The organism is Mesorhizobium australicum WSM2073 (assembly GCF_000230995.2).
In the GTDB taxonomy this organism is placed as follows: Bacteria; Pseudomonadota; Alphaproteobacteria; order Rhizobiales; family Rhizobiaceae; genus Mesorhizobium; species Mesorhizobium australicum.
In genome coordinates, this window is the sequence record NC_019973.1 from 2703091 (window position 1) to 2727270 (window position 24180).

Annotated in this window: 22 protein-coding genes; 12 read left to right on the top strand and 10 right to left on the bottom strand. The window is 64.3% G+C overall.

Going from position 1 to position 24180, the window contains the following annotated elements:
* Positions 1-90 precede the first annotated feature (90 nt).
* The 3 genes from MESAU_RS12945 to MESAU_RS12955 all read right to left on the bottom strand — a co-directional run bounded on the left by MESAU_RS12945 (position 91) and on the right by MESAU_RS12955 (position 3022).
* Positions 91-1464 (bottom strand): glutamate--cysteine ligase, encoded by a 1374-nt coding sequence (locus MESAU_RS12945; protein ID WP_015316493.1) that lies wholly within the window; start codon positions 1462-1464, stop codon positions 91-93.
* Positions 1465-1608: 144 nt separating this feature from the next.
* Positions 1609-2343 carry a 16S rRNA (uracil(1498)-N(3))-methyltransferase gene (locus MESAU_RS12950; RefSeq protein ID WP_015316494.1) on the bottom strand — a complete coding sequence of 245 codons (735 nt, stop codon included), beginning with the start codon at positions 2341-2343 and terminating at the stop codon, positions 1609-1611.
* 31 nt (positions 2344-2374) lie between these two features.
* A complete protein-coding gene (locus MESAU_RS12955) occupies positions 2375-3022 on the bottom strand; it encodes a hypothetical protein (protein WP_015316495.1) in 648 nt (215 codons plus the stop codon).
* Positions 3023-3109: 87 nt separating this feature from the next.
* On the opposite strand from MESAU_RS12955, the gene MESAU_RS12960 reads away from it, so the two are divergent.
* Positions 3110-3808 (top strand): type 1 glutamine amidotransferase, encoded by a 699-nt coding sequence (locus tag MESAU_RS12960; RefSeq protein ID WP_015316496.1) that lies wholly within the window; start codon positions 3110-3112, stop codon positions 3806-3808.
* A gap of 289 nt (positions 3809-4097) precedes the next feature.
* Positions 4098-4229, top strand: coding sequence for a hypothetical protein (locus MESAU_RS32215; RefSeq protein WP_013893872.1), 132 nt, complete (start codon positions 4098-4100; stop codon positions 4227-4229).
* Between the two features lie 66 nt (positions 4230-4295).
* On the opposite strand, the gene MESAU_RS12965 is transcribed toward MESAU_RS32215, so the two are convergent.
* The 3 genes from MESAU_RS12965 to MESAU_RS12975 are packed head-to-tail and all read right to left on the bottom strand — an operon-like array spanning position 4296 to position 7069.
* Positions 4296-5069 (bottom strand): metallophosphoesterase, encoded by a 774-nt coding sequence (locus MESAU_RS12965; RefSeq protein ID WP_015316497.1) that lies wholly within the window; start codon positions 5067-5069, stop codon positions 4296-4298.
* A 34-nt stretch (positions 5070-5103) separates the two neighbouring features.
* Complete coding sequence (locus MESAU_RS12970; protein WP_015316498.1) at positions 5104-6240, bottom strand: alpha-hydroxy acid oxidase; 1137 nt, start codon at positions 6238-6240, stop codon at positions 5104-5106.
* Between the two features lie 25 nt (positions 6241-6265).
* Positions 6266-7069, bottom strand: coding sequence for an FCD domain-containing protein (locus MESAU_RS12975; RefSeq protein WP_015316499.1), 804 nt, complete (start codon positions 7067-7069; stop codon positions 6266-6268).
* A 207-nt stretch (positions 7070-7276) separates the two neighbouring features.
* On the opposite strand from MESAU_RS12975, the gene MESAU_RS12980 reads away from it, so the two are divergent.
* The 4 genes from MESAU_RS12980 to glcF all read left to right on the top strand — a co-directional run bounded on the left by MESAU_RS12980 (position 7277) and on the right by glcF (position 13031).
* A complete protein-coding gene (locus MESAU_RS12980) occupies positions 7277-8599 on the top strand; it encodes a DUF3422 family protein (RefSeq protein ID WP_015316500.1) in 1323 nt (440 codons plus the stop codon).
* Between the two features lie 155 nt (positions 8600-8754).
* Complete coding sequence (locus MESAU_RS12985; protein WP_015316501.1) at positions 8755-10251, top strand: FAD-linked oxidase C-terminal domain-containing protein; 1497 nt, start codon at positions 8755-8757, stop codon at positions 10249-10251.
* 238 nt (positions 10252-10489) lie between these two features.
* The gene (locus MESAU_RS12990; RefSeq protein WP_015316502.1) at positions 10490-11695 is read left to right on the top strand and encodes an FAD-binding protein; all 1206 of its coding nucleotides are present in this window, start codon (positions 10490-10492) and stop codon (positions 11693-11695) included.
* 10 nt (positions 11696-11705) lie between these two features.
* Entirely contained in the window at positions 11706-13031 is a 1326-nt protein-coding gene (gene glcF / locus MESAU_RS12995) for a glycolate oxidase subunit GlcF (protein WP_015316503.1), read from the top strand.
* An 8-nt stretch (positions 13032-13039) separates the two neighbouring features.
* Here the strand turns inward: glcF and MESAU_RS13000 are convergent, their stop codons facing one another.
* Positions 13040-13960, bottom strand: a complete 921-nt coding sequence (locus MESAU_RS13000; protein WP_015316504.1) for a bifunctional 5,10-methylenetetrahydrofolate dehydrogenase/5,10-methenyltetrahydrofolate cyclohydrolase — start codon at positions 13958-13960, stop codon at positions 13040-13042.
* A 289-nt stretch (positions 13961-14249) separates the two neighbouring features.
* A complete protein-coding gene (locus MESAU_RS13005; RefSeq protein ID WP_015316505.1) occupies positions 14250-14996 on the bottom strand; it encodes a L,D-transpeptidase in 747 nt (248 codons plus the stop codon).
* 212 nt (positions 14997-15208) lie between these two features.
* Here MESAU_RS13005 and MESAU_RS13010 point away from each other — a divergent pair, with 212 nt between their 5' ends.
* Positions 15209-15847, top strand: coding sequence for a DNA-3-methyladenine glycosylase I (locus MESAU_RS13010; RefSeq protein ID WP_015316506.1), 639 nt, complete (start codon positions 15209-15211; stop codon positions 15845-15847).
* An 11-nt stretch (positions 15848-15858) separates the two neighbouring features.
* Here the strand turns inward: MESAU_RS13010 and MESAU_RS13015 are convergent, their stop codons facing one another.
* The gene (locus MESAU_RS13015) at positions 15859-16110 is read right to left on the bottom strand and encodes a hypothetical protein (RefSeq protein WP_015316507.1); all 252 of its coding nucleotides are present in this window, start codon (positions 16108-16110) and stop codon (positions 15859-15861) included.
* 247 nt (positions 16111-16357) lie between these two features.
* Here MESAU_RS13015 and hisS point away from each other — a divergent pair, with 247 nt between their 5' ends.
* The 4 genes from hisS to MESAU_RS13035 all read left to right on the top strand — a co-directional run bounded on the left by hisS (position 16358) and on the right by MESAU_RS13035 (position 21810).
* Complete coding sequence (hisS, locus tag MESAU_RS13020) at positions 16358-17953, top strand: histidine--tRNA ligase (RefSeq protein ID WP_015316508.1); 1596 nt, start codon at positions 16358-16360, stop codon at positions 17951-17953.
* Between the two features lie 178 nt (positions 17954-18131).
* Complete coding sequence (locus MESAU_RS13025) at positions 18132-19250, top strand: ATP phosphoribosyltransferase regulatory subunit (protein ID WP_015316509.1); 1119 nt, start codon at positions 18132-18134, stop codon at positions 19248-19250.
* Positions 19247-19945: an ATP phosphoribosyltransferase gene (gene hisG / locus MESAU_RS13030; protein ID WP_015316510.1), complete on the top strand. Its 699-nt coding sequence runs from the start codon at positions 19247-19249 to the stop codon at positions 19943-19945. Before MESAU_RS13025 ends, hisG begins: the two co-directional genes overlap by 4 nt.
* 92 nt (positions 19946-20037) lie before the next feature.
* A complete protein-coding gene (locus MESAU_RS13035; protein ID WP_015316511.1) occupies positions 20038-21810 on the top strand; it encodes an AMP-binding protein in 1773 nt (590 codons plus the stop codon).
* A 7-nt stretch (positions 21811-21817) separates the two neighbouring features.
* Here the strand turns inward: MESAU_RS13035 and MESAU_RS13040 are convergent, their stop codons facing one another.
* Positions 21818-23362, bottom strand: coding sequence for a bifunctional AfsR/SARP family transcriptional regulator/alpha/beta hydrolase (locus MESAU_RS13040; RefSeq protein ID WP_041163730.1), 1545 nt, complete (start codon positions 23360-23362; stop codon positions 21818-21820).
* 174 nt (positions 23363-23536) lie between these two features.
* Between MESAU_RS13040 and MESAU_RS13045 the strand changes: the two genes are divergently transcribed.
* Positions 23537-24178 carry a class I SAM-dependent methyltransferase gene (locus MESAU_RS13045; RefSeq protein ID WP_015316513.1) on the top strand — a complete coding sequence of 214 codons (642 nt, stop codon included), beginning with the start codon at positions 23537-23539 and terminating at the stop codon, positions 24176-24178.
* Positions 24179-24180 lie beyond the last annotated feature (2 nt).

Sequence of the window (24180 nt, forward strand, 5' to 3'; positions counted from 1 at the left end):
CGGCTTCTCCTCCGGGAAATCCTCGAAAGAGAGCCTAATTCGTTTCAGCGCCCGATTGAAGTTACTTTTGCCACCCGCCATGGCTCGCGGTTAATAGGCATACTCCATGAACACCGGCTCGATCGAGCCGCCCCAGCGCGTGTGGTAGGCCGACAGCATCTCCTCCGCAGTGGTGGTGCCGCGCGCCACGACCTCGTCGAGCGTGTTGAGGAACGAGGTTTCGTCGTAGCCGTCACGGTTCTTCTTGCCGCGGTTCTTCAACCCCGTGCGCGAAATGGCCATGACGTCGCGGGCGACCTCGCGCAACGTCGTGTTGCGGAAGGGCGCGGCAATGCCGAGCTCCGGCACGGCGTTGCGCATGGCCAGGACTTCCTTGTAGGTCCAGCTCGACGTCAACGCCTCGGCCGCGTCGAGTGCCACCTCGTCGTAGAGCAGCCCGACCCAGAAGGCCGGCAGCGCGCAGATGCGCCGCCAGGGACCGCCATCGGCGCCGCGCATTTCAAGGAAACGCTTGAGCCGCACGTCCGGGAACAGCGTCGACAGATGGTTCGCCCAGTCGCCCATCGTCGGCAGCCCGTCCGGCACTTCATTGCGCGCGGCCCCGGCCATGAACTGGCGGAAGGTGATATGCGTCATGTCGTGATAACGGCCATCGCGAATGACGAAATACATCGGCACGTCGAGTGCCCATTCGACATAGTCGGCGAAACCGAAATCGGGCGAGAAGCAGAATTCGAGCAGGCCCGAGCGCTGGTTGTCGGTGTCGCGCCAGATGTCGCCGCGCCAGCTCTGCAGCCCGTTCGGCCGGCTGTCGGTGAAGGGCGAGTTGGCGAACAGTGCGGTCGACAGCGGCTGCAGCTTCAGCGACACCTGCATCTTGCGGCGCATGTCGGCCTCGCTCTCGAAGTCGAGGTTCACCTGGATCGTGCAGGTGCGGTACATCATGTCGAGGCCCTTGGTGCCGACCTTGGGCATGTAGCGCGTCATGATCTCATAGCGCGACTTCGGCATTTTCGGTGTCTCGGCCAACGACCATTTCGGGCTGCCGCCGAGGCCGAGGAAGCGGATGCCCATCGGCTCGGCGATCTCGCGCACCTGCGCCAGATGGGCGTTGCCCTCGCGGCAGGTCTGGTGGATCGTCTCCAGCGGCGCGCCGGAAAGCTCGAACTGGCCGCCGGGCTCGAGCGAAATTGCCCCCTGGCCCGTCGGTTCGACCAAGCCGATGATGCGGCCGTCATCCATGATCGGATCCCAGCCAAGCTTGTTCTGCATGCCTTCAAGGATGGCGCGGATGCCGCGTTCACCACCATAGGGCACCGGTGCGTTGCCATCGACATAGAACGGGAATTTCTCGTGCTCGGTGCCGATGCGCCATTTTTCGCGCGGCTTGTTGCCTTCGGCCAGGTGCTCGACAAGCTCGTCTATGCCTTCGATGGGCCGGAAATCGGTTGTGTCGCGCGCCATTCTCAAGCCCTCAAAGGCGGTTGGACCACCGCCGGCGCTAAATGGACGAAATGTCAGTAGCCGATCAAGCGAAAAATCCTGAGCCACAGGTCAAGAGGAATTGAAGGCCACGCCCAGCAAACACCTCTTGCAAGAGACAGAGCACTACCAGTCGCCGATTGTTGCCTGCATCACCGCAAGCGCTGCCACGGCCGCCGTGTCGGCACGCAGGATACGCGGCCCGAGCGGAATGGCGGTCACGAAGGGAAGCGCGCGCAGCATCTTGCGCTCCTCGTCGGAAAAGCCGCCCTCGGGCCCGACCAGCAGGGCGAGCTTCTTCTCCTTCACCGTCTGCAATGCTGGCAGTGGGTTGTTGGTCGAGGCGTCCTCGTCGCAGAAGATCAACCGGCGTTCCTTGTCCCAGCCGGTCAGCAGGCGCTCGAATTTTTCCGCGTCGCGCACTTCTGGCACCGCCAGGATGCCGCATTGTTCGGCAGCCTCGACGACATTGGCGCGCAGGCGATCGAGCGACGGCTTGGCCACCTGCGTGTGCTGGGTGATGACCGGCTGCAGGACGCCGGCGCCCATCTCGACCGCCTTCTGCACGAGATAATCCAGCCGGCCCTGCTTCAGCGGTGCGAAGCAATAGACCAGGTCAGGCAAAGGCGGCTGCGGCCTTTGCAGCGCCAGCACTTTCAGCCGCACCGAGCGCTTCGATTTCGCTGATATCGCGGCCGACCACTCGCCGTCGCGGCCATTGAAGACAAGGATCTCGGCGCCTTCGGCGAGCCGCAGCACATGCAGGAGATAATGGCTCTGCTGCTGGCCGGGTTCGACCTCGATGTCCAGTCCGAGGTCGTCGGGCACGAACAGACGTTGCATCTTGTAGTTGGCGCGCATGGCCGAGGAATGGGCGAGGCGGCCGCCGGCGTCAAGCCTTGGCGGAGGGATGCCACACAGGCTGAAAGCCGTGACGCAGGATGGCAACCGTCGTTTCCGGGGTCAGCAGCACCAGCGTCTCGTCCTCGAACCGACCCAGGCTGGTAGGCGGGCCGTATCCGGCAAAAGACCATGGCAACGCCTTGCCGTGGCACAAGGCGTAGGTGCTGCCGCCGGTTGCGATCATCGCGCCGTCGGGCAGGCGGGCAAGCGCGTCCATCGCGACGGCAGGCCGTTTGCCACCCGACGCCAACCGCTCCTTGTGCAGCCGTTTGTCCACCTGCGGCGCGCGCGGCTCGGCAATGACGAAGGCTTGGCCGAAGCGCCTGACAAAATCCCTGGCTCGTTCGCGCTGGCAAAAGAAGCAGGGACGATGCCCGGCGGCGAGCGCCGTCACCTCGTCGAGGAAGAACAGTTCGGTCCAGCCGGCCTTGCCATCGGCCCGGTTGCGGCCCATCGGCTCGCGCCGCACATTGCGGAATTGGCACACGCAGATGATCCAGGCCTGAAGCGCCCAGCGCTTTTTCAGGAGCGTCTTTGTCGCGGGGTCGTGGATGATGCCGCGATTGCCGGTGAACAGGCCGCGCTCCGGCACGGCATGAATGGCGCCGAACGGATCGACCCGGTTCTGCAGTGGCATGGTTTTCTCCTGGGATACGCATCTTGGCTGCGATACTGGCGGCATGATATCGCTGGTTTCCTCGTTTTCATGTCAGCAGGGTTTGCCATGCGGGTGCTGGTGGTCCAGAACTTCGACAATACCGGCCTTGGCCAGGTTGGCGCGGCGCTCGCGGAAGCGGGTGCCGATCTCGATGTGCGCCTTCCCTACAAGGGTGATGCGCTGCCACGGGACGCAACCGGCCATGATGCCATGGTGGTGCTCGGCGGTGGCCAGAATGCACTGGACGACGAAGACTATCCCTATTTCCCGGCGCTGCTGGAACTGACCCGCGATTTTGCCGGCAAGGACCGCGCGGTGCTCGGCATCTGTCTCGGGGGTCAACTCGTCGCCCGCGCCTTTGGCGGCGAAAACCGCATTGGCGGCGCCAATGAATTCGGCTGGCGCGGCGTGTCGTTGACCCCGGATGCCAAGGCCGACCCAGTGCTGTCTGCACTGCCGGAAACATTCCCGATCTTCCAGTGGCACGACGATACATTCGAGCTGCCGGACGACGCCGTGCGGCTCGCCGGCAACGATGTCGCCGAAAACCAGGCGTTTCGCGTCGGCCGCGCTGTCTACGGCTTCCAGTTCCATTTCGAGGCCGACCGGCCGCTGGTGAAGGACTGGAGTTCCTCCTTCGCCCCGACCATTGCCGGGCGCCATCCCGACTGGGCCGGCGAGCTCGAGCACGAAATGGCCCGCAACGGCCCTGATGCCGATGCTGCCGGCCTCGCCATCGCCCGTGCCTGGGTGGCGACGATCTGAGCATTCGCTTCCGCGTCCTACCGCGTGACATAATTGGCACGTGGGACGGAATCCGTCTGGGGAAAACCCTTTCATCCTTGGCTTGTGTCCACCCGCTATCCTAGAAGGCGCGCGCTATATCGGCTGTGCAACCGGGATGAACCTTTTGTGTGACCCGTGCGACACACCATCGATACAGAACACGCCTAGAAGCGCGAAATCGTCGAAACTTTGAAGCGATTTTTCCGTTTCAACGCATTGGTAACCGCCTCGTGCACAGATGCAGAAAGCTCAACAAGAGATGACCTCCGTGAAAGCAGCTCTTCTGTCCTTTGCCATGCTGTCCGCCATCGTGCTTTGCGGCCTTGGCATCTATGCCGCCGATGCCGCCAACAACCACAATGCGGTCGACGGCTACGGCGTTACCGCCTCCCTGCGCTAAAGCCCAGGCATCGCTCGCGCGAGTATCCCTCGCGCCAGTATCCTCGCGCCCTTGGGCGCCGGGGCCTCAAGGTTCCTTTATCGACATTTCCAGGATGCGTTTGTCCGCGCCGTCCACGACGAGCGCGGTAAGCTTGCCTGACTGCCAGGCAAGCGTGTCGACATTGACGCGGTTGGCCATCACTTCCGCCTCGGGGACCGGCGTGTGGCCATGCACCACGATCTTCTGGAGGAGACCGGTGTGATCGTGGAAGACGTCACGGATCCAGATCAGGTCCTGGATATTCTGTTTCTCCAGCGCAATGCCTGGCCTTATGCCGGCATGGCAGAAGAAGAAGTCGCCTGACGTCACCGAGAACGGCAGCGACCGCAGGAAGTCGATATGGCTTTGCGGCACGGCTGCGAGCAAGGCTTGGTGGCCCTTGCGCATGGCTGACTCGGCCTTGCCGAACCAGATGCCGCTGCCGTTGTTGATCGTCACCCCATAGGATTGCGCGGTCTGGATGCCGCCAAAACGGATGAAGAGCCCTTCGGGGTCGGGTGTCTCGAGAAAGTCGAGAAAGCCGAGGTCGTGGTTGCCGGCCAGCATCATGTTTCGCTGATCGCGTTCGCGCGCTTCGATCAGGAAGTCGATGACGCCCTTGGAGTCGGGCCCTCGATCGACATAGTCGCCAAGATGGATGATGCGCCAGTCCGCGACCAGGTCCCTGGCGATCTCGGCCTCGATCTGGCCGTGCATGGCGGCCAGCAGGTCGAGCCGGCCATGCACGTCGCCGATCGCGTAGAGACGCACGCCGTCCGGCCCGCGTGCGTCGAGGAAATGGATGCCGGGTTCCACCAAGGTTCTGGTATCTCCGTGGTCAGATGTCACGGCCTTAGCGCCGGAGTTGGTCCTTGCCCATGTCGGTGACCAGACGTTTTCCGCACAGCGCCAGCGTGATGTCCATCTCCTTGCGGATGATTTCCAATGCCTTGGTAACCCCTTCCTTGCCGAGCGCGCCCAGGCCGTAAAGAAATGGCCGGCCGATATAGGTGCCCTTGGCGCCCAGGCAGAGCGCTTTCAACACATCCTGGCCGGAGCGGATGCCGCCGTCCATATGCACTTCTATTCTGTCGCCGACCGCATCCGCGATCTCTTCCAGCGCCATGATGGAGGACGATGCGCCGTCGAGTTGGCGGCCGCCATGATTGGAAACGATGATGGCATCGGCGCCGGTGTTGGCTGCCATCAGCGCGTCCTCCTTGTCGAGGATGCCCTTGAGGATCAGTTTGCCGCCCCAGCGCTCCTTGATCCAGGCGACGTCCTTCCACGACAGGTGCGGATCGAACTGTTCGGTCGTCCATGACGACAACGAAGCCACATCGCCGACGCCCTTGGCATGGCCGACGATGTTACGGAAGGTACGGCGCTTCGTGCCAGCCATGCCCATCCACCAGCCAGGCCGCACAGCGATGTTGGCGATGTTGGCGAGCGTCATCTTGGGCGGCGCCGAAAGCCCATTGCGGACGTCCTTGTGGCGCTGGCCGAGGACCTGCAGGTCGAGCGTCAGCACCAGCGCCGAGCACTTCGCCGCCTTCGCCCGGTCGATCAAGTTGAGGACGAAATCCTTGTCGCGCAGCACATAGAGCTGGAACCAGAACGGTTTCTTCGTCACCGACGCGACATCCTCGATCGAGCAGATGCTCATCGTCGAAAGCGTGAACGGCACGCCGAATTCCTCAGCCGCCTGCGCTGCCAGCATCTCGCCGTCGGCGTGCTGCATGCCGGTCAGGCCTGTCGGCGCAAGCGCCACCGGCATCGACACTTTCTGGCCGATCATGGTCGATTCCAGCGAGCGGTTGCTCATGTCGACCAGCACGCGCTGGCGGAACTTGATCTTCTGGAAGTCTTCCTCGTTTGCCCGGTAGGTGCTCTCGGTCCAGGCGCCGGAGTCGGCATAGTCGAAGAACATCTTGGGCACGCGCCGGCGCGCGAGATCCTTGAGGTCTGCGATGGTGAGAATGTCGCTCATGATGGTCCCCGCTTGATCAAATTGACTAGGAGCGGCTGCGCGCTGGTTCGCTGCCGCCGGTTTCCGAGCGCTGCCTTAGCCTCAGCCGCGACACGCGTTGCCAGTCGCCGCTGCGCTCGGCTTCCGCCATCGAGCGCTCGACATAGGTCATGTGGTCCATCGCCGCCTGGCGGGCGGCGGCCGGATCGCCAGCCCTGACCGCGGTGTGGATCGCCCGGTGCTGCGCCAGCAGCGCCTCTCGCGCGCCCGGCACGGTGAACACCAGCAGCCGGTTCTGGAACACGCCTTCCGATAAGAGGCGGTAGCAGGAGCGCAGCGTGTGCAAGAGCAGGATGTTGTGCGCGCATTCGCAGATCGCGTGGTGGAATTCAACGTCGATTTCCGCCTCGTCGTCGAAGTCGCCGGTGCGATGCGCCTCATCCATGCGCGCCATGATGCGGTCGAGCAGGGCGAGGTCTTCGGGTGTGGCACGCCGTGCCGCGTATTCGGCGGCTATGCCCTCGACCTCGCGGCGATACTCCAGATAGTCCGTCACCGCCTTGCGATGCGTCGAGATCAGGTCCGCCACCGGCTTGGTAAACAACTGGCCGATAATGTCGGCGACATGCGTGCCGCCGCCGGCCTTGGTCGTCAGCAACCCACGTCCTTCGAGCGCCTTCAGCGCATCGCGCAGGATGGGCCGCGACACATCGAACTGGCGCGCCAGTTCGCGCTCGCCGGGCAGCCGGTCGCCGGTGCGCAGGACGCCTTCGAGGATGAGGCTTTCGATCTGCTGCACGACTTCGTCGGCGGTGCGCGAATGCTCGATCCTGGAGAAAATATCGCTCAAAGGAAGCGCCTGGGGACGGAATGAATGTCGCGCAGATTAAAGCGTCTGTCGCCAACTGGTCAAATTATTTATCCAATTCGCCTGGTTCGGTCGATTTTCGCATCGCGCCGGCACGTCGCCTCGCGCTAAACTTTGCTGTTTACGTCCCTTGTCGATTGCCGCAAGACGGCACCATTGCACGAAGGGTCGAAACCAGGGGGACCAGACGTGTCGGACGAGACGTCCAATCTTGAATTCCAGTCGCGCAGCCAAGGCAGCGTCATGGGCTTTCCGGCGCATGAAGGCCGGCCCGGCGCGCTCGGCGAGGTTCATGCCCGTCCGCATCCGCTCGTCGAGAAGCCGCGCGTCCTCGTCCAGCTCTCCTTCATGACCGAAGGAGGCTCCGCGGTCGACCATGCCGTGCTTTCGGAACTGTCGCGCCGCCTCGGCATCGCCGCCCCCGAGCGTCATGCCCGCCACCACGCCATGAAATGGGGCAAGGGCACGCTGCGCTGGGAGCGGCATACGGAGTTCTCGACCTATCTCTGGGAAGGACCGCTGGCGGAGAATGGCTGGGGGCAAGAGGATTCGCCGTTCGGCAATGGCTTTTCGCCGCCGGGAACCGTCATCTCGGGCATCCGGCTCGAGATCCGCAAGTGGACGCAGGCGAACGAGAGGCTGATCGCCGGCTTCGACCCGACCAGCCTCTGTCACTCGCTCGTCGAGCGCGGCAGCGCGGCTATTGTCACCGACTTCCGCCAGGATGGCGATGGCATGACCCGCATGCTGGTGCTTGATCGTGGTCTGACCCCGGCCAGCACCGGCGCGCTGTCGCAGCGGCTGATCGACATCGAGACCTACCGCACGCTTGCCATGCTCGGCTTGCCGCTGGCGCTCACCTTGTCCAGCCGCGCCCGCCGCATCGAGGATCGCTTGGCACAGACGACCCTGGAAATGAAAGTTGCCGAGACCCGCGACAGCCAGACGCTGCTCGCCGACCTGACGGAGCTTGCCGCCGAACTGGAGGCTGATGCCGCTTCCAGCCTTTACCGCTTCGGCGCCAGTCGCGCTTATGACGGCATCGTCACTGAAAGGCTCGAGGCACTGGATGAGGAGCCAGTGCTGGGCTACGACACCTGGTCGGGCTTTCTGCTGCGGCGCATGGCGCCAGCCATGCGCACCTGCCGCTCGGTCGAGGAGCGCCAGGCCAACCTGTCGCGAAAGCTGACCCGTGCCACCACGCTGTTGCGCACCTGGGTCGATGTCGAGGTCGAGAAGCAGAACCGCGACCTGCTCGCCTCGATGAACAACCGCGCCCGGCTGCAACTGCGCCTGCAGCAGACCGTCGAAGGGCTCTCGGTCGCCGCCGTCTCCTACTATGTGGTGGGCCTCATAGGCTATGTCGCCAAGGGCGCGTCGGTCTTTGGCCACGCCTTCGCGCCGGAGGTCGTTACCGCCGCATCGGTGCCGATCGCCATCCTGCTGGTCTGGTGGGGCGTGCGCAGGGTGCGACAGATGCATTCCGAGCCGGCGAAGCATCCGGCCGAATAGACCGCGCCAAGCTTCGAAGCGCGATGGATGTGCAGCGGCAGATTGCCGCTGCGGAAGCCTTGCCTGCATCCGCCCCGGATGCCATCAAAGCAAGATTTGCAACAAATGTCGCTAGCTGGTAAATCATTTTTACCAGTTGAGTGGAGGAAGCGCCGATGTCTGGCCTTGCCATGCCCAAGCCAGACGCCGAGACGCTGCGCCGGCGCAGCGAAATCGTCGCCGACATGCGCATCATCGTGCCGGGCGAGGGCGTGGTCGACGCGGCCAATGAAATGCGGGTCTTCGAGAGTGATGGCCTGACTGCCTACCGGCAAGTGCCGCTGGTCGTGGTCCTGCCGGAGACGGTGGCGCAGGTTTCCCGTCTGCTGAAATACTGCAACGACCGCAACATTCGCGTCGTGCCGCGGGGATCCGGCACCTCGCTGTCGGGCGGTGCGCTGCCGCTGGAAGACGCGGTGCTGCTGGTCATGAGCCGGTTCAACCGGATACTCGAGATCGATTTTCCCAACCGCATCGTCGTCGCCCAGCCCGGCGTCACCAATCTCGGCATCACGACAGCCGTCGAGCAGGAGGGCTTTTACTACGCCCCCGATCCATCCTCCCAGATCGCCTGCTCGATCGGCGGCAACGTGGCGGAGAATTCCGGCGGCGTGCACTGCCTGAAATATGGCCTCACCGCCAACAATGTGCTTGGCATCGAGATGGTGCTGATGAATGGCGAGGTGGTGCGGCTCGGCGGCGGCCACCTCGACGCGGAAGGCTATGACCTGCTCGGCGTCATGACCGGTTCGGAAGGTCTGCTCGGCGTCGTCACCGAGGTCACCGTGCGCATCCTGAAGAAACCGGAGACGGCGCGGGCGCTGCTGATCGGCTTCCCGACCAGCGAGCAGGGCGGCCAATGCGTCGCCGACATTATCGGCGCCGGCATCATTCCCGGTGGCATGGAGATGATGGACCGTCCGGCGATCCACGCGGCGGAAGATTTCGTCCATGCCGGTTACCCCCTCGACGTCGAGGCGCTGCTGATCGTCGAACTCGACGGGCCGGGCGTCGAGGTCGATCATCTCATTACGGCGGTCGAGGCGATCGCCATTCGCAACGGCTCGACCACCTGCCGCATCTCGCAATCCGAGCAGGAGCGGCTGAGTTTTTGGGCCGGCCGCAAGGCGGCCTTCCCCGCCGTTGGCCGCATCTCGCCCGATTACTACTGCATGGACGGCACGATCCCACGCAAGGAGCTGCCTGGCGTGCTGGCCGGCATGCGCGAGCTCTCCCAAAAATACGGTCTCGGAGTCGCCAATGTCTTTCACGCCGGCGACGGCAATCTGCATCCCCTGATCCTTTATGACGCCAACGTGCCTGGTGAACTCGACAAGGCCGAAAGCTTTGGCGCTGACATTCTGAGGCTTTGCGTCAAGGTCGGTGGCGTGCTCACCGGCGAACATGGCGTCGGGGTCGAGAAGCGCGACCTGATGCCGGAGATGTTCAACCAGGTCGACCTCGACCAGCAAATGCGCGTCAAGTGCGCCTTCGATCCCAACCATCTGCTCAATCCCGGAAAGGTGTTCCCGCAACTGCGCCGCTGCGCCGAACTGGGGCGCATGCATGTGCATCGCGGGCAGGTGGCGTTTCCCGATATTCCGAGGTTTTGAGGGACATGTTGGCGCTTGAACACCCCCCTCTGTCCTGCCGGACATCTCCCCCGCAAGGGGGGAGATTAGCAGTTCCGGCGTCTCGCCGTTCAACAGACATTGGATGTTGGCGAAATCCGATGCGGCATCTGATCTCCCCCCTTGCGGGGGAGATGTCCGGCAGGACAGAGGGGGGTGTGAAGAAACGCGACCTATCACTTCTCGCCCGCTTTGCGGGGCAGAGGAAGGGCACGCGTGCATGACCGCCTTCACCCCCACCACTTCAGCCGAAGTCCTCTCCACGGTTGCCTGGGCGACGGCAGAAGAAGCATCGCTCGAAATTCTCGGCCATGGCTCCAAGCGCGGCATCGGCCGTCCGTTGCAGACCGAGCATACGCTCGACCTGTCGAAACTCTCAGGCGTGACCCTCTATGAACCCGCAGAACTGGTGCTGTCGGCCAAGTCAGGCACGCCGCTGGCCGAGATCGACAGGCTGCTGGCTAAAAACGGCCAGCAACTCGCCTTCGAGCCGATGGACTACGGCCCGCTGCACGGCGGCGAGCCGGGCAAAGGCACCATCGGCGGCGTGCTTGGCGCCAACCTGTCCGGTCCGCGCCGGCTGAAGGCGGGTGCCGCGCGCGATCATATCCTGGGCATCAACGTCGTCTCCGGCCGGGGGGAAGCTTTCAAGTCGGGCGGCCGCGTGGTCAAGAACGTCACCGGCTACGATATGTCGAAGCTGATGGCCAACAGCTGGGGCACGCTGGCCGTCTTTACCGACGTCACCTTCAAGGTGCTGCCTGCGGCCGAGACCGAAGTCACGCTCGCTGTGCGTGGCCTGCTCGATGATGCAGCCTGCGCCGCCATGGCCTTGGCCCTTGGTTCCAGCGCGGAAGTATCGAGCGCTGCCCATCTGCCGGAGCGCATCGCTGCCCGCGTGGCCGGCGGGACGCTCGGCAGTGAAGCCGCCACGCTGCTGCGCGTCGAGGGCTTTGGCCCGTCGGTTGCCTATCGCATCACCGCGCTGAACACCCTGCTCGGCAAGGCCGGGCCGCTGGAGGAGATTTCCGGTGAGACCTCCAAGGCAATCTGGCGCGACGTGCGCGATATCAGGCCCTTCGTTGACGGCAGCGAAAAGCCTGTCTGGCGGGTCTCGATGACGCCCGCACAGGGGCACCAGATGGTTCTGACCCTACGCATGCAGGCCGCCGTCAGTGCCTTCTACGACTGGCAGGGCGGGCTGGTGTGGCTGCGCATGGAGGAGGGCGATCCCGAAGCCACCCTGCTTCGTGGGCTGTTGCGGAAACATGGCGGCGGCCACGCGACGCTGGTGCGCGCTGCCCCCGCCCATCGCGCCGCGCTACCGGTGTTCGAGCCGCAGGCGCCGGCGCTTGCCGCGCTGAGCCAGCGCCTGAAACAGGAATTCGACCCGAAGAACATCCTCAATCCCGGCCGCATGGCCTAGGACATCAGAGATGCAGACCAATTTTTCGCCCGCCCAGCTTGCCGACCCTGATGTCGCCGAGTCCGAAAAGATCCTGCGCAAATGCGTGCATTGCGGTTTCTGCACCGCCACCTGCCCGACCTATGTGACGCTTGGCAACGAGCTCGATTCGCCGCGCGGGCGCATCTACCTGATCAAGGACATGCTGGAAAACGGCCGTCCCGCCGATAAGGAAATCGTCACTCATATCGACCGCTGCCTGTCCTGCCTGGCCTGCATGACCACCTGTCCGTCGGGCGTCAATTACATGCATCTGGTCGACCATGCTCGTGCCCATATCGAGGAAACCTACAAGCGGCCGCTGCTCGACCGACTGACTCGCGCTATGCTGGCTTTCGTGCTGCCTTATCCCCAGCGCTTCCGCGCCGCGCTCAAGCTTGCGAGGCTGGGCAAGCCTTTCATCAGCCCGTTCGAGAAGATTCCTGCACTGAAGCCGCTCGCCGCGATGCTCAAGCTCGCGCCTGAATCGATCCCGGCGGCCTCGCCGATGGCTTTGCCGGGTGTCCATGCCGGGCAGGGGGCGAAAAAGGGCCGCGTCGCCATCCTGACCGGCTGCGCGCAATCGGTGCTTGACCCCGCCATCAACGACACCACCATCTCGCTGCTGACGCGGCTCGGTGTCGAGGTCGTGGTGCCACCGGGCGAGGGCTGCTGCGGCGCCCTGGTTCATCACATGGGGCGGGAAGAAGCCGCCCTTGCCTCGGCCAGGCAAAATGTCGATGCCTGGACACGCTCCATCGAGCAGGGCGGGCTCGACGCCATTGTCATCACCGCATCGGGTTGCGGCACGACGATCAAGGATTACGGTTTCATGCTGCGGCTCGATCCGGCCTATGCCGACAGGGCCGCGCGCGTGTCGGCGCTGGCCAAGGACATCACCGAATATCTGGCAAGTCTCGAGCTCCCTGAACCGGTGCGCAAGCCGGGCACGGTCGTTGCGTATCACTCGGCCTGCTCGATGCAGCACGGCCAGAAGATCACCCGGCAGCCGAAGGAGCTGCTCGCCAAGGCCGGTTTCATTGTGCGCGAGCCGCGCGAGGGCCATCTCTGCTGCGGCTCGGCCGGCACCTACAATATCCTGCAGCCCGAGATTTCGGCCAGGCTGCGCGATCGTAAGGTGAAAAACATCGAGGCGACCGGCGCCTCGATCGTCGCCACCGGCAATATCGGTTGCATCACGCAGATCGCATCCGCCGCCAGCATGCCGGTGGTGCACACGATCAAACTGCTCGACTGGGCTTATGGCGGGCCGAGGCCGGATGGCATTTTGGATGAGAGCCTGGTCGCTGCGGAGTAGGCCGGGCGCTATTCCGCCGCAAGCCTGTCCGACGTGCCGTAGGTCGCCTCGTAGAGCGCGCGCTGGCGGCTGAGCGCGACCATGGTATTGCGCAGCAGGATCGCCACCGTCAGCGGACCGACGCCTCCCGGCACCGGCGTGATCCACGAGGCCACTTCCTTGACGCTGTCGGTGTCGACGTCGCCGACGATGCGGCTCGTGCCGTCCGGTCCGACCTCCGAATTGATGCCGATGTCGATGACGGCGGCACCCGGCTTGACCATGTCGGCCTTGATCAGCCGTGGCTTGCCAACGGCGACGAACAGCGCATCGGCGCGCCGCGCATGGGCAGCGACCGACCGTGTCATATGATGGCAGACCGTCACCGTCGCGCCTTCGCTCATCAGCAGGAAGGCGATCGGCTTGCCGACGATTTCCGAATGGCCGACGATGACCACTTCCAGCCCCTTGAGGTCGAGGCCGGTTTCCTTGAGCAGTTCGACCGAGGCAGCCGCCGTGCAAGGCGCGAGATCGAGCTGGTTGTAGACGATGTTGCCGATCGAGGCCGGATGCATGCCCTCGACGTCCTTCAGCGGATGCACGGCCGCCTGCAGCATCTTGATCGGGATATGCGCCGGCACCGGCCGCTGGATGATGATGCCGGTGACACGCGGATCGGCATTCAGCCCATGGATGGCTGCTTCGAGTTCACCTGAGGTGATCGTGGCGGGAAAGCGCCGTTCCTCGAAATCGATGCCGGCGAGTTGAGCCTTGGCACGCTGGTTGCGCACATAGACGTCGACGGCGTCGGTATCGCCGACGGTGATCGAGATCAGCTTGGGCGGAAAGCCCTCGGCCTTGGCAATGGTCGCGTCCTCGCGCACGGCGGCGATGATGCGCTGGGCAACCGGGCCGCCCCTGAGATAGCGGCTGTCGTCGGACAGGGACATGGTTCGAACCTTTGGTGGGGAAATTGTGCACTGCAATAGCAGAGCACGGCCCGGAAATCAGCCCTGAAAACGAAACACCGTGCCTCCGGGGCGACCTGTCGCACCGTGAAACGAAAAGGGCAGCCCGGTTACCCGTGCTGCCCTCTCGTGACTGGCCGTATCCCCACACGGCCCGTCCCCCGTTAACTCGTTGCCAGTCTAAGCACGTCTTCCAAAAGTGCGCTATGACTTAAGGGCAACAGCGCGCCAAAACCTGCTCAGCACTGCTTAACCGGCTGATTCGCCGCCACTATATCACCTCGACGGTGGTTCCGACATTGACCCGCTCATAAAGGTCGACCACGTCCTCGTTGCGCATCCGGATGCAGCCCGATGATACCGCGCCGCCGATCGTCCAGGGCTGGTTGGTGCCATGGATGCGGTACTCGGTCGTGCCGAGATAGAGAGCGCGCGCGCCGAGCGGGTTTTCCATGCCGCCGGCCAGATAGGTCGGCAGGTATCGGCCCTTGGCCGCTTCGCGCTTGATCATCTCGGCCGGTGGACGCCAGTCCGGCCAGACGCGCTTGTTGGTGATCTTGTGGGTGCCCGACCATTCGAAACCGGGCTTGCCGGTGCCGACGCCGTAGCGCCGCGCTTTGCCGTTCTTCTCGACCAGATAGAGGAAATTCTGCGTGGTATCGATGACGATGGTGCCCGGCTTCTGGGCGCCGTCATAGGCAACTTCCTGCGGCAGGTAGACGGGGTTGATCTGCCGGCGCATGACCATGCGTTTGGCCGGCGCCTGCACGGCGGCCGTTTGCACGCGGTCGGGCTGTGCCGGCTGCGCGGTGCGCTGGCGCGGCTGCTGCTGCACGGCCTGTCGGTTCTGCCGCACGATTCCGGGCGCATGGCCGAGCTGCAGCACCCAGGGCGCGGAAAGGTCGGGGCTCACCATCACCGGCGGCCTGTCGGCATAACGGTCGTTGGCGATTGAGGGTGTGACGCCGGCGGCAAACACAGCCACGGCGCCGAGCAAGGGAAACAGAACTCTTTTCATCGGGAACGCACCTTGATCGTCTAATACGCCGGGCAAGAACGCTCCCGGCTTGCGCGATCATTGGCGGCGAGCAGCAACCGAAACATGAATCGGAATGCGTAAAATGCGGTTCTGTCAGTAAACTCTTTGGTGTGGTTACCGCCCGGTTCAGGAATCTGGTAAAGCCACGGTAAAGACAGCGCGCAAGCGCGTTAACGGATGGATTTCTTGGGATGAGCAATGAAAACACCGGCCTGCTTGCCGGTCCTGACGGTGTCGTGCGCTGCTTCTGGCACGGCAATCTGCCCGATTATCTGCATTACCATGACCATGAATGGGGCCGGCCGGTGGCCGACGACCGCAGGCTGTTCGAGAAGATCTGCTTGGAAGGGTTTCAGTCGGGCCTGTCCTGGCTGACCATTTTGCGCAAGCGGGAGAATTTTCGCGAAGCCTTCGCTGGCTTCGACTTCGACAAGGTCGCCGCCTTCAACGAAAGGGATGTCGAGCGCCTGCTCGGCAACGCCGGCATCATCCGCCATCGCGGCAAGATCGTCTCGACCATCAACAACGCCAAACGCGCCCGCGAGATGGTGGATGAGTTCGGCTCGCTGGCCGCCTGGTTCTGGAAGTTCGAACCCGGCAAGGAGGAGCGGCCGAAGATCGTCGACCTCGCCCATCTGCGCGCCAACCCGACCACCGCGGTTTCCGTTCGGATTTCGAAGGACCTGAAAAAGCGCGGCTGGACTTTCGTCGGCCCGACCACCGTGTACGCCTTCATGCAAGCCATGGGCCTGGTCAACGACCATCTCGAAGGCTGCGTGTGCCGTAAGGAGGTCGAGCAGCAGCGGAAGGCTTTCCAGCGGCCGAAATAGCCGGGGGCAGCTCAGGTGCCGTTGGCGCTGGCCAGGAACAGCCCGGCGACGATTGCGGCCACCGTGGCGACCGTCGGATAGATCACCAGCAGACCGGTCACCAACGCGTCGCGCAAGGAAGGATCCTTGCTGGTGCCTGCCGGCACATCGAACGGCCCGGCAGCCTGGCCAACCATTTGCGGTGCATGGGTGCCCGCCGGGCGCAGGCGCGTCGGCACTTCGCCGGCCTCGCTGTTGGCCTCAAATTCCGTTGCGCTGGTCATGTCCCGAACCTCTTCGTTTCGGTGCGCTATATCGGCCGCGATTGTGTCGGCACGATGCCGCGCCCGTGGCGGCATTGTTTCATTTCCGGCGTGTTTTGTTTCAGGGGGGTTCGATTCTTCCTGATCTCGTCGGGTGCGCTGCCGGGCGCCAACCCTTGCTGCTCCCGGCTTCATCGGTTAGGAACGCGCGCTGTGAACGCGCTAGATTTGCCGCGTCACGAAGTCATGAACATCGGGTGCCCAGATTATGGCCGACAAATCGGAAAAGACGAAAGCGCGGCTGCCGCGCGGGTTTGCCGACCGCGGCGCCGAGGATATCCGCGCCGTCGAGAAGATGATGGCGACGATCCGCTCGGTTTATGAGCTCTATGGCTTCGAACCGGCCGACCAGCCGCTGATCGAATATACCGATGCGTTGGGCAAATTCCTGCCCGACCAGGACCGGCCGAACGAAGGCGTGTTCTCTTTCCAGGACGACGACGACCAGTGGCTGTCGCTGCGCTACGACCTGACCGCGCCGACCGCGCGCTTCGTCGCCGAGAATTTCGAACGCCTGCCAAAACCCTACCGCAGCTACCGTTCCGGCTGGGTGTTCCGCAACGAAAAGCCCGGGCCCGGCCGCTTCCGCCAGTTTATGCAGTTCGACGCCGACACGATCGGCACGCCGGGCGTCGCGGCGGACGCCGAGATGGCGATGATGATGGCCGACGTCATGGAAGCGCTCGGTATCAAGCGCGGCGACTACGTCATCCGCGTCAACAACCGCAAGGTGCTCGATGGCGTGCTGGAGGCGATTGGGCTCGGTGGCGATGAGAACGCAGGGCGCCGGCTGACCGTGCTGAGGGCGATCGACAAGCTTGATAAGGTTGGGACAGACGGCGTCCGCGCGCTTCTTGGAAAGGGACGATTGGACGAGAGTGGCGACTTCACCAAAGGAGCTGGACTAAGCGAACAATCGATTGACCGAATGATGGAAGTCTTCGGGGCTCCCGGTGGGTTTTGGGACTACAATATGGGCACCGAAGGCGTCATTTCCGACGACAGGCGGACGACTGAAGACAACGGAAAGACTTCTGTCTTGAGCAACCGGTTTGCAATAAACGAATTGCGCTTGGCTTTCTCAGAACAGCCGCTGGCTTTGGACGGCATCAACGAACTCACCGCCATCAATGAAATGGTTCGCGCTGCCGGGTACGGAAGCAATCGCATCCGCATCGATCCTTCCGTCGTGCGTGGCCTTGAATACTACACCGGCCCCGTCTTCGAGGCCGAGCTTCTGGCCGAAATCCCCAACGAGGACGGCCAGATCGTGCGCTTCGGCTCGGTCGGCGGCGGCGGCCGCTATGACGGCCTGGTCTCGCGCTTCCGTGGCGAACCGGTGCCGGCGACCGGTTTTTCCATCGGCGTCTCGCGACTGATGACGGCGCTGAAGAACCTCGGCAAGCTGGACGTATCGGAAGTGATCGCGCCGGTCGTCGTGCTGGTCATGGACAAGGATACTGAAAGCCTCGGCCGCTATCAGAAGATGGTCTCGGAATTGCGCGCCGCCGGCATTCGCTCCGAAATGTATCTCGGCGGCGCCGGCATGAAGGCGCAGCTCAAATATGCCGACCGGCGCGGTTGCCCCATCGCCGTCATCCAGGGCGGCGACGAGCGGGCCAAGGGCGAATTGCAGATCAAGGACCTGATCGAAGGCGCGCGTATGTCGGCGGAGATCACCGACAACGCCGAATGGCGTGCGGCGCGGCCGGCCCAGGTGACCGTGGCGGAAAGCGAACTGGTCGCCGAGGTGAAGAAGATTTTGGCGGCGCAGGCCGCTGATCGCGCCAAGGGTGGCGCTTGAGCACCCCCCTCTGGCCTGCCGGCCATCTCCCCCGAAAAGGGGGAGATGGGATGTCGCGTAGGTTTTCGCCAATCTCCGATGTTGGGAAAAACGCGCCGAGCCCGAAGCTGCCGATCTCCCCCCTTGCGGGGGAGATGGCCGGCAGGCCGGAGGGGGGGGCCTCGCGCCCAACCTGTCTATGACCTCCCGCCCCGCGATCGCCACCGACATCACCACCCTCTTCGGCGCGCGCAACACGCATGCGGTGGAAGTCGCGGTGCTGCAGCCGGCCGATCCCTTCCTCGATATGGCCGGTGAGGATTTGCGCCGTCGCATTTTCCTGACCGAAAGCGAGACCGGGCAGGCGCTCTGCCTGCGGCCCGAATTCACCATTCCCGTCTGCCTCGACCACATAGCCAGCCAGGCCGGCACGCCGCGCCGCTATTCCTATCTGGGCGAAGTGTTTCGCCAGCGCCGCGAGGGCGGCAATGAGTTCTTCCAGGCCGGCATCGAGGATCTCGGCGACCGCGACACGGCCGAAGCCGATGCTCGTTCAGTGGCCGATGCACACGCATTGCTGTCGCTGGTGCTGCCCAGGCAGTCGCTGGCCGTCACGCTTGGTGACCAGGCGATTTTCGAGGCGGTGCTGGCGGCGCTCGGCCTGCCGCGCGGCTGGCGCATGCGGCTGGCGCGCGCCTTCGGCTCGGCGCCGATGCTGGAGGCAGCACTCGCCGACCTCGCCAACCCACAGCGCAACAGCCAGATCTCCGGGCCGGTCGCGGCGCTTGTCCTCGATGGCGATCTGGACCGTCTTTCCCAGCATATTGCCGGCGGCATGGAGGAAGCCGGCTTGTCAGCATCGGCCGGGCGCGCGCCGTCGGATATCGCGCGGCGGCTGATCGAGAAAGCCGAGTTGCGCAGCGTGCGGCTGTCGAACGAGGCTTTCGCGGCGCTGAAAGATTTTCTGGCGATCGACGTGCCGCTCGATGGCGCGGCCCAGGCATTGGAAACCTTCGCGGCCGGCGCCGGACTTTCGCTGGGTGCGGCGCTGGAAAAATTCTCGGCCCGCGCCAAGGCGATCGAGGCGCATGGCTTGCCCTCCGAAAAAATCCGCTACGACGCCGCTTTCGGCCGTCCGCTCGACTACTACACCGGTGTCGTCTTCGAAATCGCGGCCGCCGACGGCGAGCGCGCCTTGGCCGGTGGCGGGCGCTACGACCGGTTGCTGACGCTGCTCGGTGCCAAGACCGCGATCCCCGGCGTCGGCTTTTCGGTGTGGCTCGACCGCATCGAGGCGCTGCGGGGGGCGGCATCATGATCACGCTCGCCGTTCCCTCGAAGGGTAGGCTCAAGGAGCAGGCGCTGGAGGTGTTGGCCAAGGCCGGCCTCGCCGTCAGCCTGCCCGGCGACGAGCGTAAGTATCATGCCCGCGTCGAGGGCCTGGACAATGTCGAAGTGCTCTTCCTGTCGGCTTCCGAAATATCGGGCGAAATAGGCCAAGGCGCGGTCGATCTCGGCATCACCGGCGAGGACCTGGTGCGGGAAAATCTCGCTGACTGGGAAGCGCGGGCCGAGATCGTCGCCCGCCTCGGCTTCGGCCATGCCGATGTGGTGGTCGCGGTGCCCGAGATCTGGCTCGATGTCGACACCATGGCCGATCTCGACGATGTCGCCGCCGATTTCCGCCAGCGCCATGGCCGCAGGCTGCGGATTGCCACCAAATATTGGCGGCTGACGCAGCAGTTCTTCTCCCAAAAGCACGGCATTCAGGTCTATCGCATCGTCGAGAGCCTCGGCGCCACCGAGGGCGCGCCGGCGGCCGGCCTCGCCGACGTCATCGTCGACATCACCAGCACGGGCTCGACGCTGCGCGCCAACCATCTCAAGGTGCTGGCCGACGGCGTCGTGCTGAAGTCGCAGGCCTGTCTGGTCGCGTCGAGGAAGACACGTGCAGCGGCCGACGACGCCGTTTTGCGCGACATCGTCGCGAAAATGGCGGCAGCGGTCGCATAGCGACCTCCAGGGAAGGGGCTCCAGTACCATCGACGGGATTTCCAGCGTCCCGGCAGGCTGATAGGTTCGGCCAGTCTTGGGAGGAGACAGCGATGCCGGTCAATCTCGACGAGCTGAAGAATGCCACCAATCTGCGCGGACGCGGCGCGCGCGCCGGCAGCGTCTTTATTGCACCGGTCGATGGCAGGGCGCATGTCTCGGGCGACCGCAAAGTGCCGCTGCTCGACAAGACCATTCCCGCGCTGTTCTCCGACACCGTCGGCAAATACGGCACGCTCGATGCCGCCGTGTTCGTCGGCCAGGACAAGCGCTTCACGTGGAGCGAACTGTCGGACACGGTGGATGCACTGGCCGCCGGCTTTCTGGCGCTCGGCCTCCGGAAGGGCGACCGGGTCGGCATCTGGTCGCCCAACCGCTGGGAATGGCTGGTGACGCAATTCGCCACCGCCCGCATCGGCCTGATCCTAGTCAACATCAATCCGGCCTACCGGCTGACCGAGCTGGAATATGCCCTGAACAAGGTTGGCTGCAAGGCACTGGTGACGGCGGCGAGCTTCAAGACATCGGACTATCTCGGCATGATCGAGACTCTGGCGCCGGAGATCGCGACGGCGACACCCGGCAAGCTGAAGGCTGCGAAATTGCCGGCGCTCAGGATCGTCATCCGTATGGGCGAGGAGAACTCGCCAGGCATGTTCAATTTCGGCGACGTGCTGGCCATGGCCGGTCGCGACGAGCATGATAGCCTCGACCGCATCTCGGAAGGGCTGAAGCCTGGCGATGCGATCAACATCCAGTTCACCTCAGGCACGACGGGCGCACCCAAGGGCGCGACGCTCACCCATCTCAACATCGTCAACAACGGCAATTTCGTCACCTCGGCTATCAAGCTCACCGTCGACGATCGGCTCTGCATCCCGGTGCCGCTCTATCACTGCTTCGGCATGTCGATGGGCACCATGGGTTGTGTGTCGAAGGGCGCGACCATGGTTTTCCCGTGCGAGGGGTTCGATCCGGGCCTGACGCTGAAGGCGATCGCGCGGGAGCGCTGCACCGGGCTCTACGGCGTGCCGACCATGTTTGTCGGCATGCTCGACCATCCGGATTTCCCGACCTTCGATCTCTCCAGCCTGCGCACCGGCATCATGGCCGGTTCGCCCTGCCCGATCGAGGTGATGAAGAAGGTGGTGTCGCTCATGCACATGGCTGAAGTGACCATCGCCTACGGCATGACCGAGACCAGTCCGGTCTCGTTCCAGAGCAGCACCGACGATCCGCTGGAAAAGCGTGTCTCGACTGTCGGGCGCATCCACCCGCATGTCGAGGTCAAGGCGATCGCCGTCGACGGCGCCACCGTTGCGGTTGGGGCGCCGGGCGAGCTTTGTACGCGCGGCTATTCGGTGATGAAGGGCTATTGGGACGACGACGAAAAGACCCGCGAGGCGATCGATAGCGATGGCTGGATGCACACCGGCGACCTCGCCACCATCGACGCCGAGGGCTATTGCAACATTGTCGGCCGCGTCAAGGACATGCTCATCCGCGGCGGTGAGAACGTCTATCCCAGAGAGGTCGAGGAATTCCTCTACCGCCATCCCAAGGTGCGGGAAGTGCAGGTCTTCGGCATCCCGGACGCCAAATATGGCGAGGAGCTGTGCGCCTGGATCGTGCTCAAACCCGGCCAGGTCGCCACCGAGCAGGAGATCAAGGCGTTCTGCGCGGGCCAGATCGCCCACTACAAGGTGCCGCGCCATATTCGCTTCCGCACGGAATTGCCGATGACGGTGACCGGCAAACCGCAGAAATTCCTGATGCGTCAGGCGATGGCCGAGGAACTCGGGCTGGTGGCGCAGAAGACGGCGTGAGGCCGGATCAGCCGTGTCGCACAAGCGCGCCGATACCGTCGAGCAGCGCCTGCTGGTCGCCGACCCAGAACCAGTGGTCGTCGCCATCGACCTCCATAAACCGCGCGCCTGGAATCTTGGTCGCTAGGAACCGCCCCGCCTCGATGCGCACGGCGCGGTCGCCGGAACGGTGTAGGATCATCGTCGGGGCGGAGACGTTTGCCAGGAGGTGACGGACATCGGTGTCCCGCAACGCGTCGAGCAGCCCGGCGACCGCACCCGGGCTGGAGGCTGCCCTGAGCAATCCGGCCCACCAGGTCCTCGCCTGGCGGTCGCCAGCGAGGCTCGGTGCGAAGGTGTCGATTTCCGCCGCGCCACCCCAGCCCGCCAGCAGCCGTTGCTTCCACAGATCATACTGCGCGATGGTCAAGGCGTGGGGATAGTCAGGTGCACGGCTGCCTTTGGCGAGCGAGCCCCACAAGACAAGGCCCGTCAGCCGATCTGGATGCTGGACCGCAAAACGGATACAGCCCGGCCCACCCTCCGACGCGCCGACCAGCAAGGCCCTGCGGCTGCCGGCCGCGTTCATGACCGCCAGAATATCCTGCGCCGTCGCCTCGACCGTGGGGCGGGCACCGACGCGGTCGGAAAGCCCCATGCCGCGCCGGTCGAAGAGGATCAGGCGACCCAGGCGCGAAACCGCGGTCAGCCAGGCGCGGCAACCCGGGTCTTCCCAGATACGCTCGACATGTGAAATGAAGCCGGGAACAAGCACGATGTCCGTCGGGCCGCTGCCAAAGATCTGGTACGCGATGTGGATGCCGCCCACCGCGACATAGCGCGTCCTGGGCACATCCAGGGCGGCGTCCTGAGTTGGCTGGCTCAGCAAGGCAAGCGTGGCGGGGTCCGGCACTACGCCGAGTTCGTCCCGCAAGAGCCGGATGCACGTGTCGATCTGCCGCTCGGCCGCCGCCCTGTCCCCGGCCGCCAGATGGGCACGGATCAGATGTCGGTGCGCGCTTTCGCTCAAGGGGTCGAGTGCCGCCAGCCGTGTCGCGTGAACGACCGCGCCACGAGGCTGGCTGTCGGCGATCTTGGCGTCGATGAGCCGCTCCAGCGCCTGCACCAGCCGGCCACGCAACGTCTCTCGCCGAAAGAAGACCCATTCCTCGAATTGCGGACAGTCCGGCAGCAAGAAGCCGGCGAGATAATCGTCTTTGTAGATCTCGGCTGCCTTGTCGAGAGCGCCGGAATTGCAGGCCTGCTCGAAAATCCTGGTGTCGATCTCGGCGGACAACGCCGGGTGCAGGCTTAGCGAGACGCCTGTGGCGGCGATGATCTCGTTGCCGAACGCGATGCGGATTTTGTACAGCGTGCGCCGAAGGCGGGCGCGTGCGGCCTGCTCGTCGGCTTCCGGCCACAATAGCGTGGCGGCGACCTCGCGCGCCACCGGCCCGCTGGCCTCGGCGAGATAGATGAGGAGGGCTGCCGCCTTGCGCAGGGCGAGTTCCACCCGCCGGCCGTTCAACCGGAACTCCGGAAAGCCCAGAAATCGGAATTCCAATCGCTCCATCGATCCGACCACGGCCATGCAGGGACGTTGAGGGGACGCCGGCCTTCTATCCATTCCCACGACGTCGGGCCGATCGGGCCCGATCACGGGACTCCCTTGGAGCGAGAAATGTCACTGGTCAATACTCTCACCCGCCCTGTCGGTGCCGCCAACACACGGCAAGGAGGCTGAGACATGTGCCAATCCTGTCTCTCCTGGTACGCGCGCTGCATTGCTCCCTACCTCGTCCACGCCGGCTGTTCGGCCAACGCTTTCACGGACATGCGAAGGCGTCTGATCCCGCGGGCAGGGGGCGTCGTCGTCGAAGTCGGCTTCGGCTCCGGCCTGAACCTTCCCCATTACGACGCCGCCAGGGTGAAGCGGCTGGTCGGCGTCGATCCCGACGGCACGATGCTGGGCCTTGCCGAACCGAAGAGCCGTTCCCTGCCATTCGATGTCGACTGCATCAGGGCCAGCGGTGAAAGGCTGCCCTTGGCCGACAGCTTCGCCGACACGGTGGTCGTCACCTATGCCTTCTGCACCATTCCGGACCCCGAGGCGGCGCTGACCGAGATCCGGCGCATCCTCAAGCCCACGGGCCGGCTGATCTTCATCGAGCACGGCCAGGCCGAAGGGCCGCGTTGCCGCCGGTGGCAAGAGCGTCTGAACCTGATATGGGGCCGGCTCGCCGGCGGCTGCCACCTCAATCGCGATCCATTGCACCTGATCCGGACGGCGGGCTTTCATATCGTCGAAGCGCAGCGCGAGCGGTTCCAGCTACCCTTCTGGCAGTTGGGAAGTCACCATGCCGGCATCGCGATACCCCTAACGGGTTGACG

Bases quoted from the DNA above. Each gene is read 5' to 3' on its own strand.
- MESAU_RS12945 (WP_015316493.1), bottom strand. From the start codon at position 1,464: ATGGCGCGCGACACAACCGATTTCCGGCCCATCGAAGGCATAGACGAG.
- MESAU_RS12950 (WP_015316494.1), bottom strand. From the start codon at position 2,343: ATGCGCGCCAACTACAAGATGCAACGTCTGTTCGTGCCCGACGACCTC.
- MESAU_RS12955 (WP_015316495.1), bottom strand. From the start codon at position 3,022: ATGCCACTGCAGAACCGGGTCGATCCGTTCGGCGCCATTCATGCCGTG.
- MESAU_RS12960 (WP_015316496.1), top strand. From the start codon at position 3,110: ATGCGGGTGCTGGTGGTCCAGAACTTCGACAATACCGGCCTTGGCCAG.
- MESAU_RS12970 (WP_015316498.1), bottom strand. From the start codon at position 6,240: ATGAGCGACATTCTCACCATCGCAGACCTCAAGGATCTCGCGCGCCGG.
- MESAU_RS12985 (WP_015316501.1), top strand. From the start codon at position 8,755: ATGTCTGGCCTTGCCATGCCCAAGCCAGACGCCGAGACGCTGCGCCGG.
- MESAU_RS12990 (WP_015316502.1), top strand. From the start codon at position 10,490: ATGACCGCCTTCACCCCCACCACTTCAGCCGAAGTCCTCTCCACGGTT.
- glcF (WP_015316503.1), top strand. From the start codon at position 11,706: ATGCAGACCAATTTTTCGCCCGCCCAGCTTGCCGACCCTGATGTCGCC.
- MESAU_RS13000 (WP_015316504.1), bottom strand. From the start codon at position 13,960: ATGTCCCTGTCCGACGACAGCCGCTATCTCAGGGGCGGCCCGGTTGCC.
- MESAU_RS13005 (WP_015316505.1), bottom strand. From the start codon at position 14,996: ATGAAAAGAGTTCTGTTTCCCTTGCTCGGCGCCGTGGCTGTGTTTGCC.
- MESAU_RS13010 (WP_015316506.1), top strand. From the start codon at position 15,209: ATGAGCAATGAAAACACCGGCCTGCTTGCCGGTCCTGACGGTGTCGTG.
- MESAU_RS13015 (WP_015316507.1), bottom strand. From the start codon at position 16,110: ATGACCAGCGCAACGGAATTTGAGGCCAACAGCGAGGCCGGCGAAGTG.
- hisS (WP_015316508.1), top strand. From the start codon at position 16,358: ATGGCCGACAAATCGGAAAAGACGAAAGCGCGGCTGCCGCGCGGGTTT.
- MESAU_RS13025 (WP_015316509.1), top strand. From the start codon at position 18,132: ATGACCTCCCGCCCCGCGATCGCCACCGACATCACCACCCTCTTCGGC.
- hisG (WP_015316510.1), top strand. From the start codon at position 19,247: ATGATCACGCTCGCCGTTCCCTCGAAGGGTAGGCTCAAGGAGCAGGCG.
- MESAU_RS13035 (WP_015316511.1), top strand. From the start codon at position 20,038: ATGCCGGTCAATCTCGACGAGCTGAAGAATGCCACCAATCTGCGCGGA.
- MESAU_RS13040 (WP_041163730.1), bottom strand. From the start codon at position 23,362: ATGGAGCGATTGGAATTCCGATTTCTGGGCTTTCCGGAGTTCCGGTTG.
- MESAU_RS13045 (WP_015316513.1), top strand. From the start codon at position 23,537: ATGTGCCAATCCTGTCTCTCCTGGTACGCGCGCTGCATTGCTCCCTAC.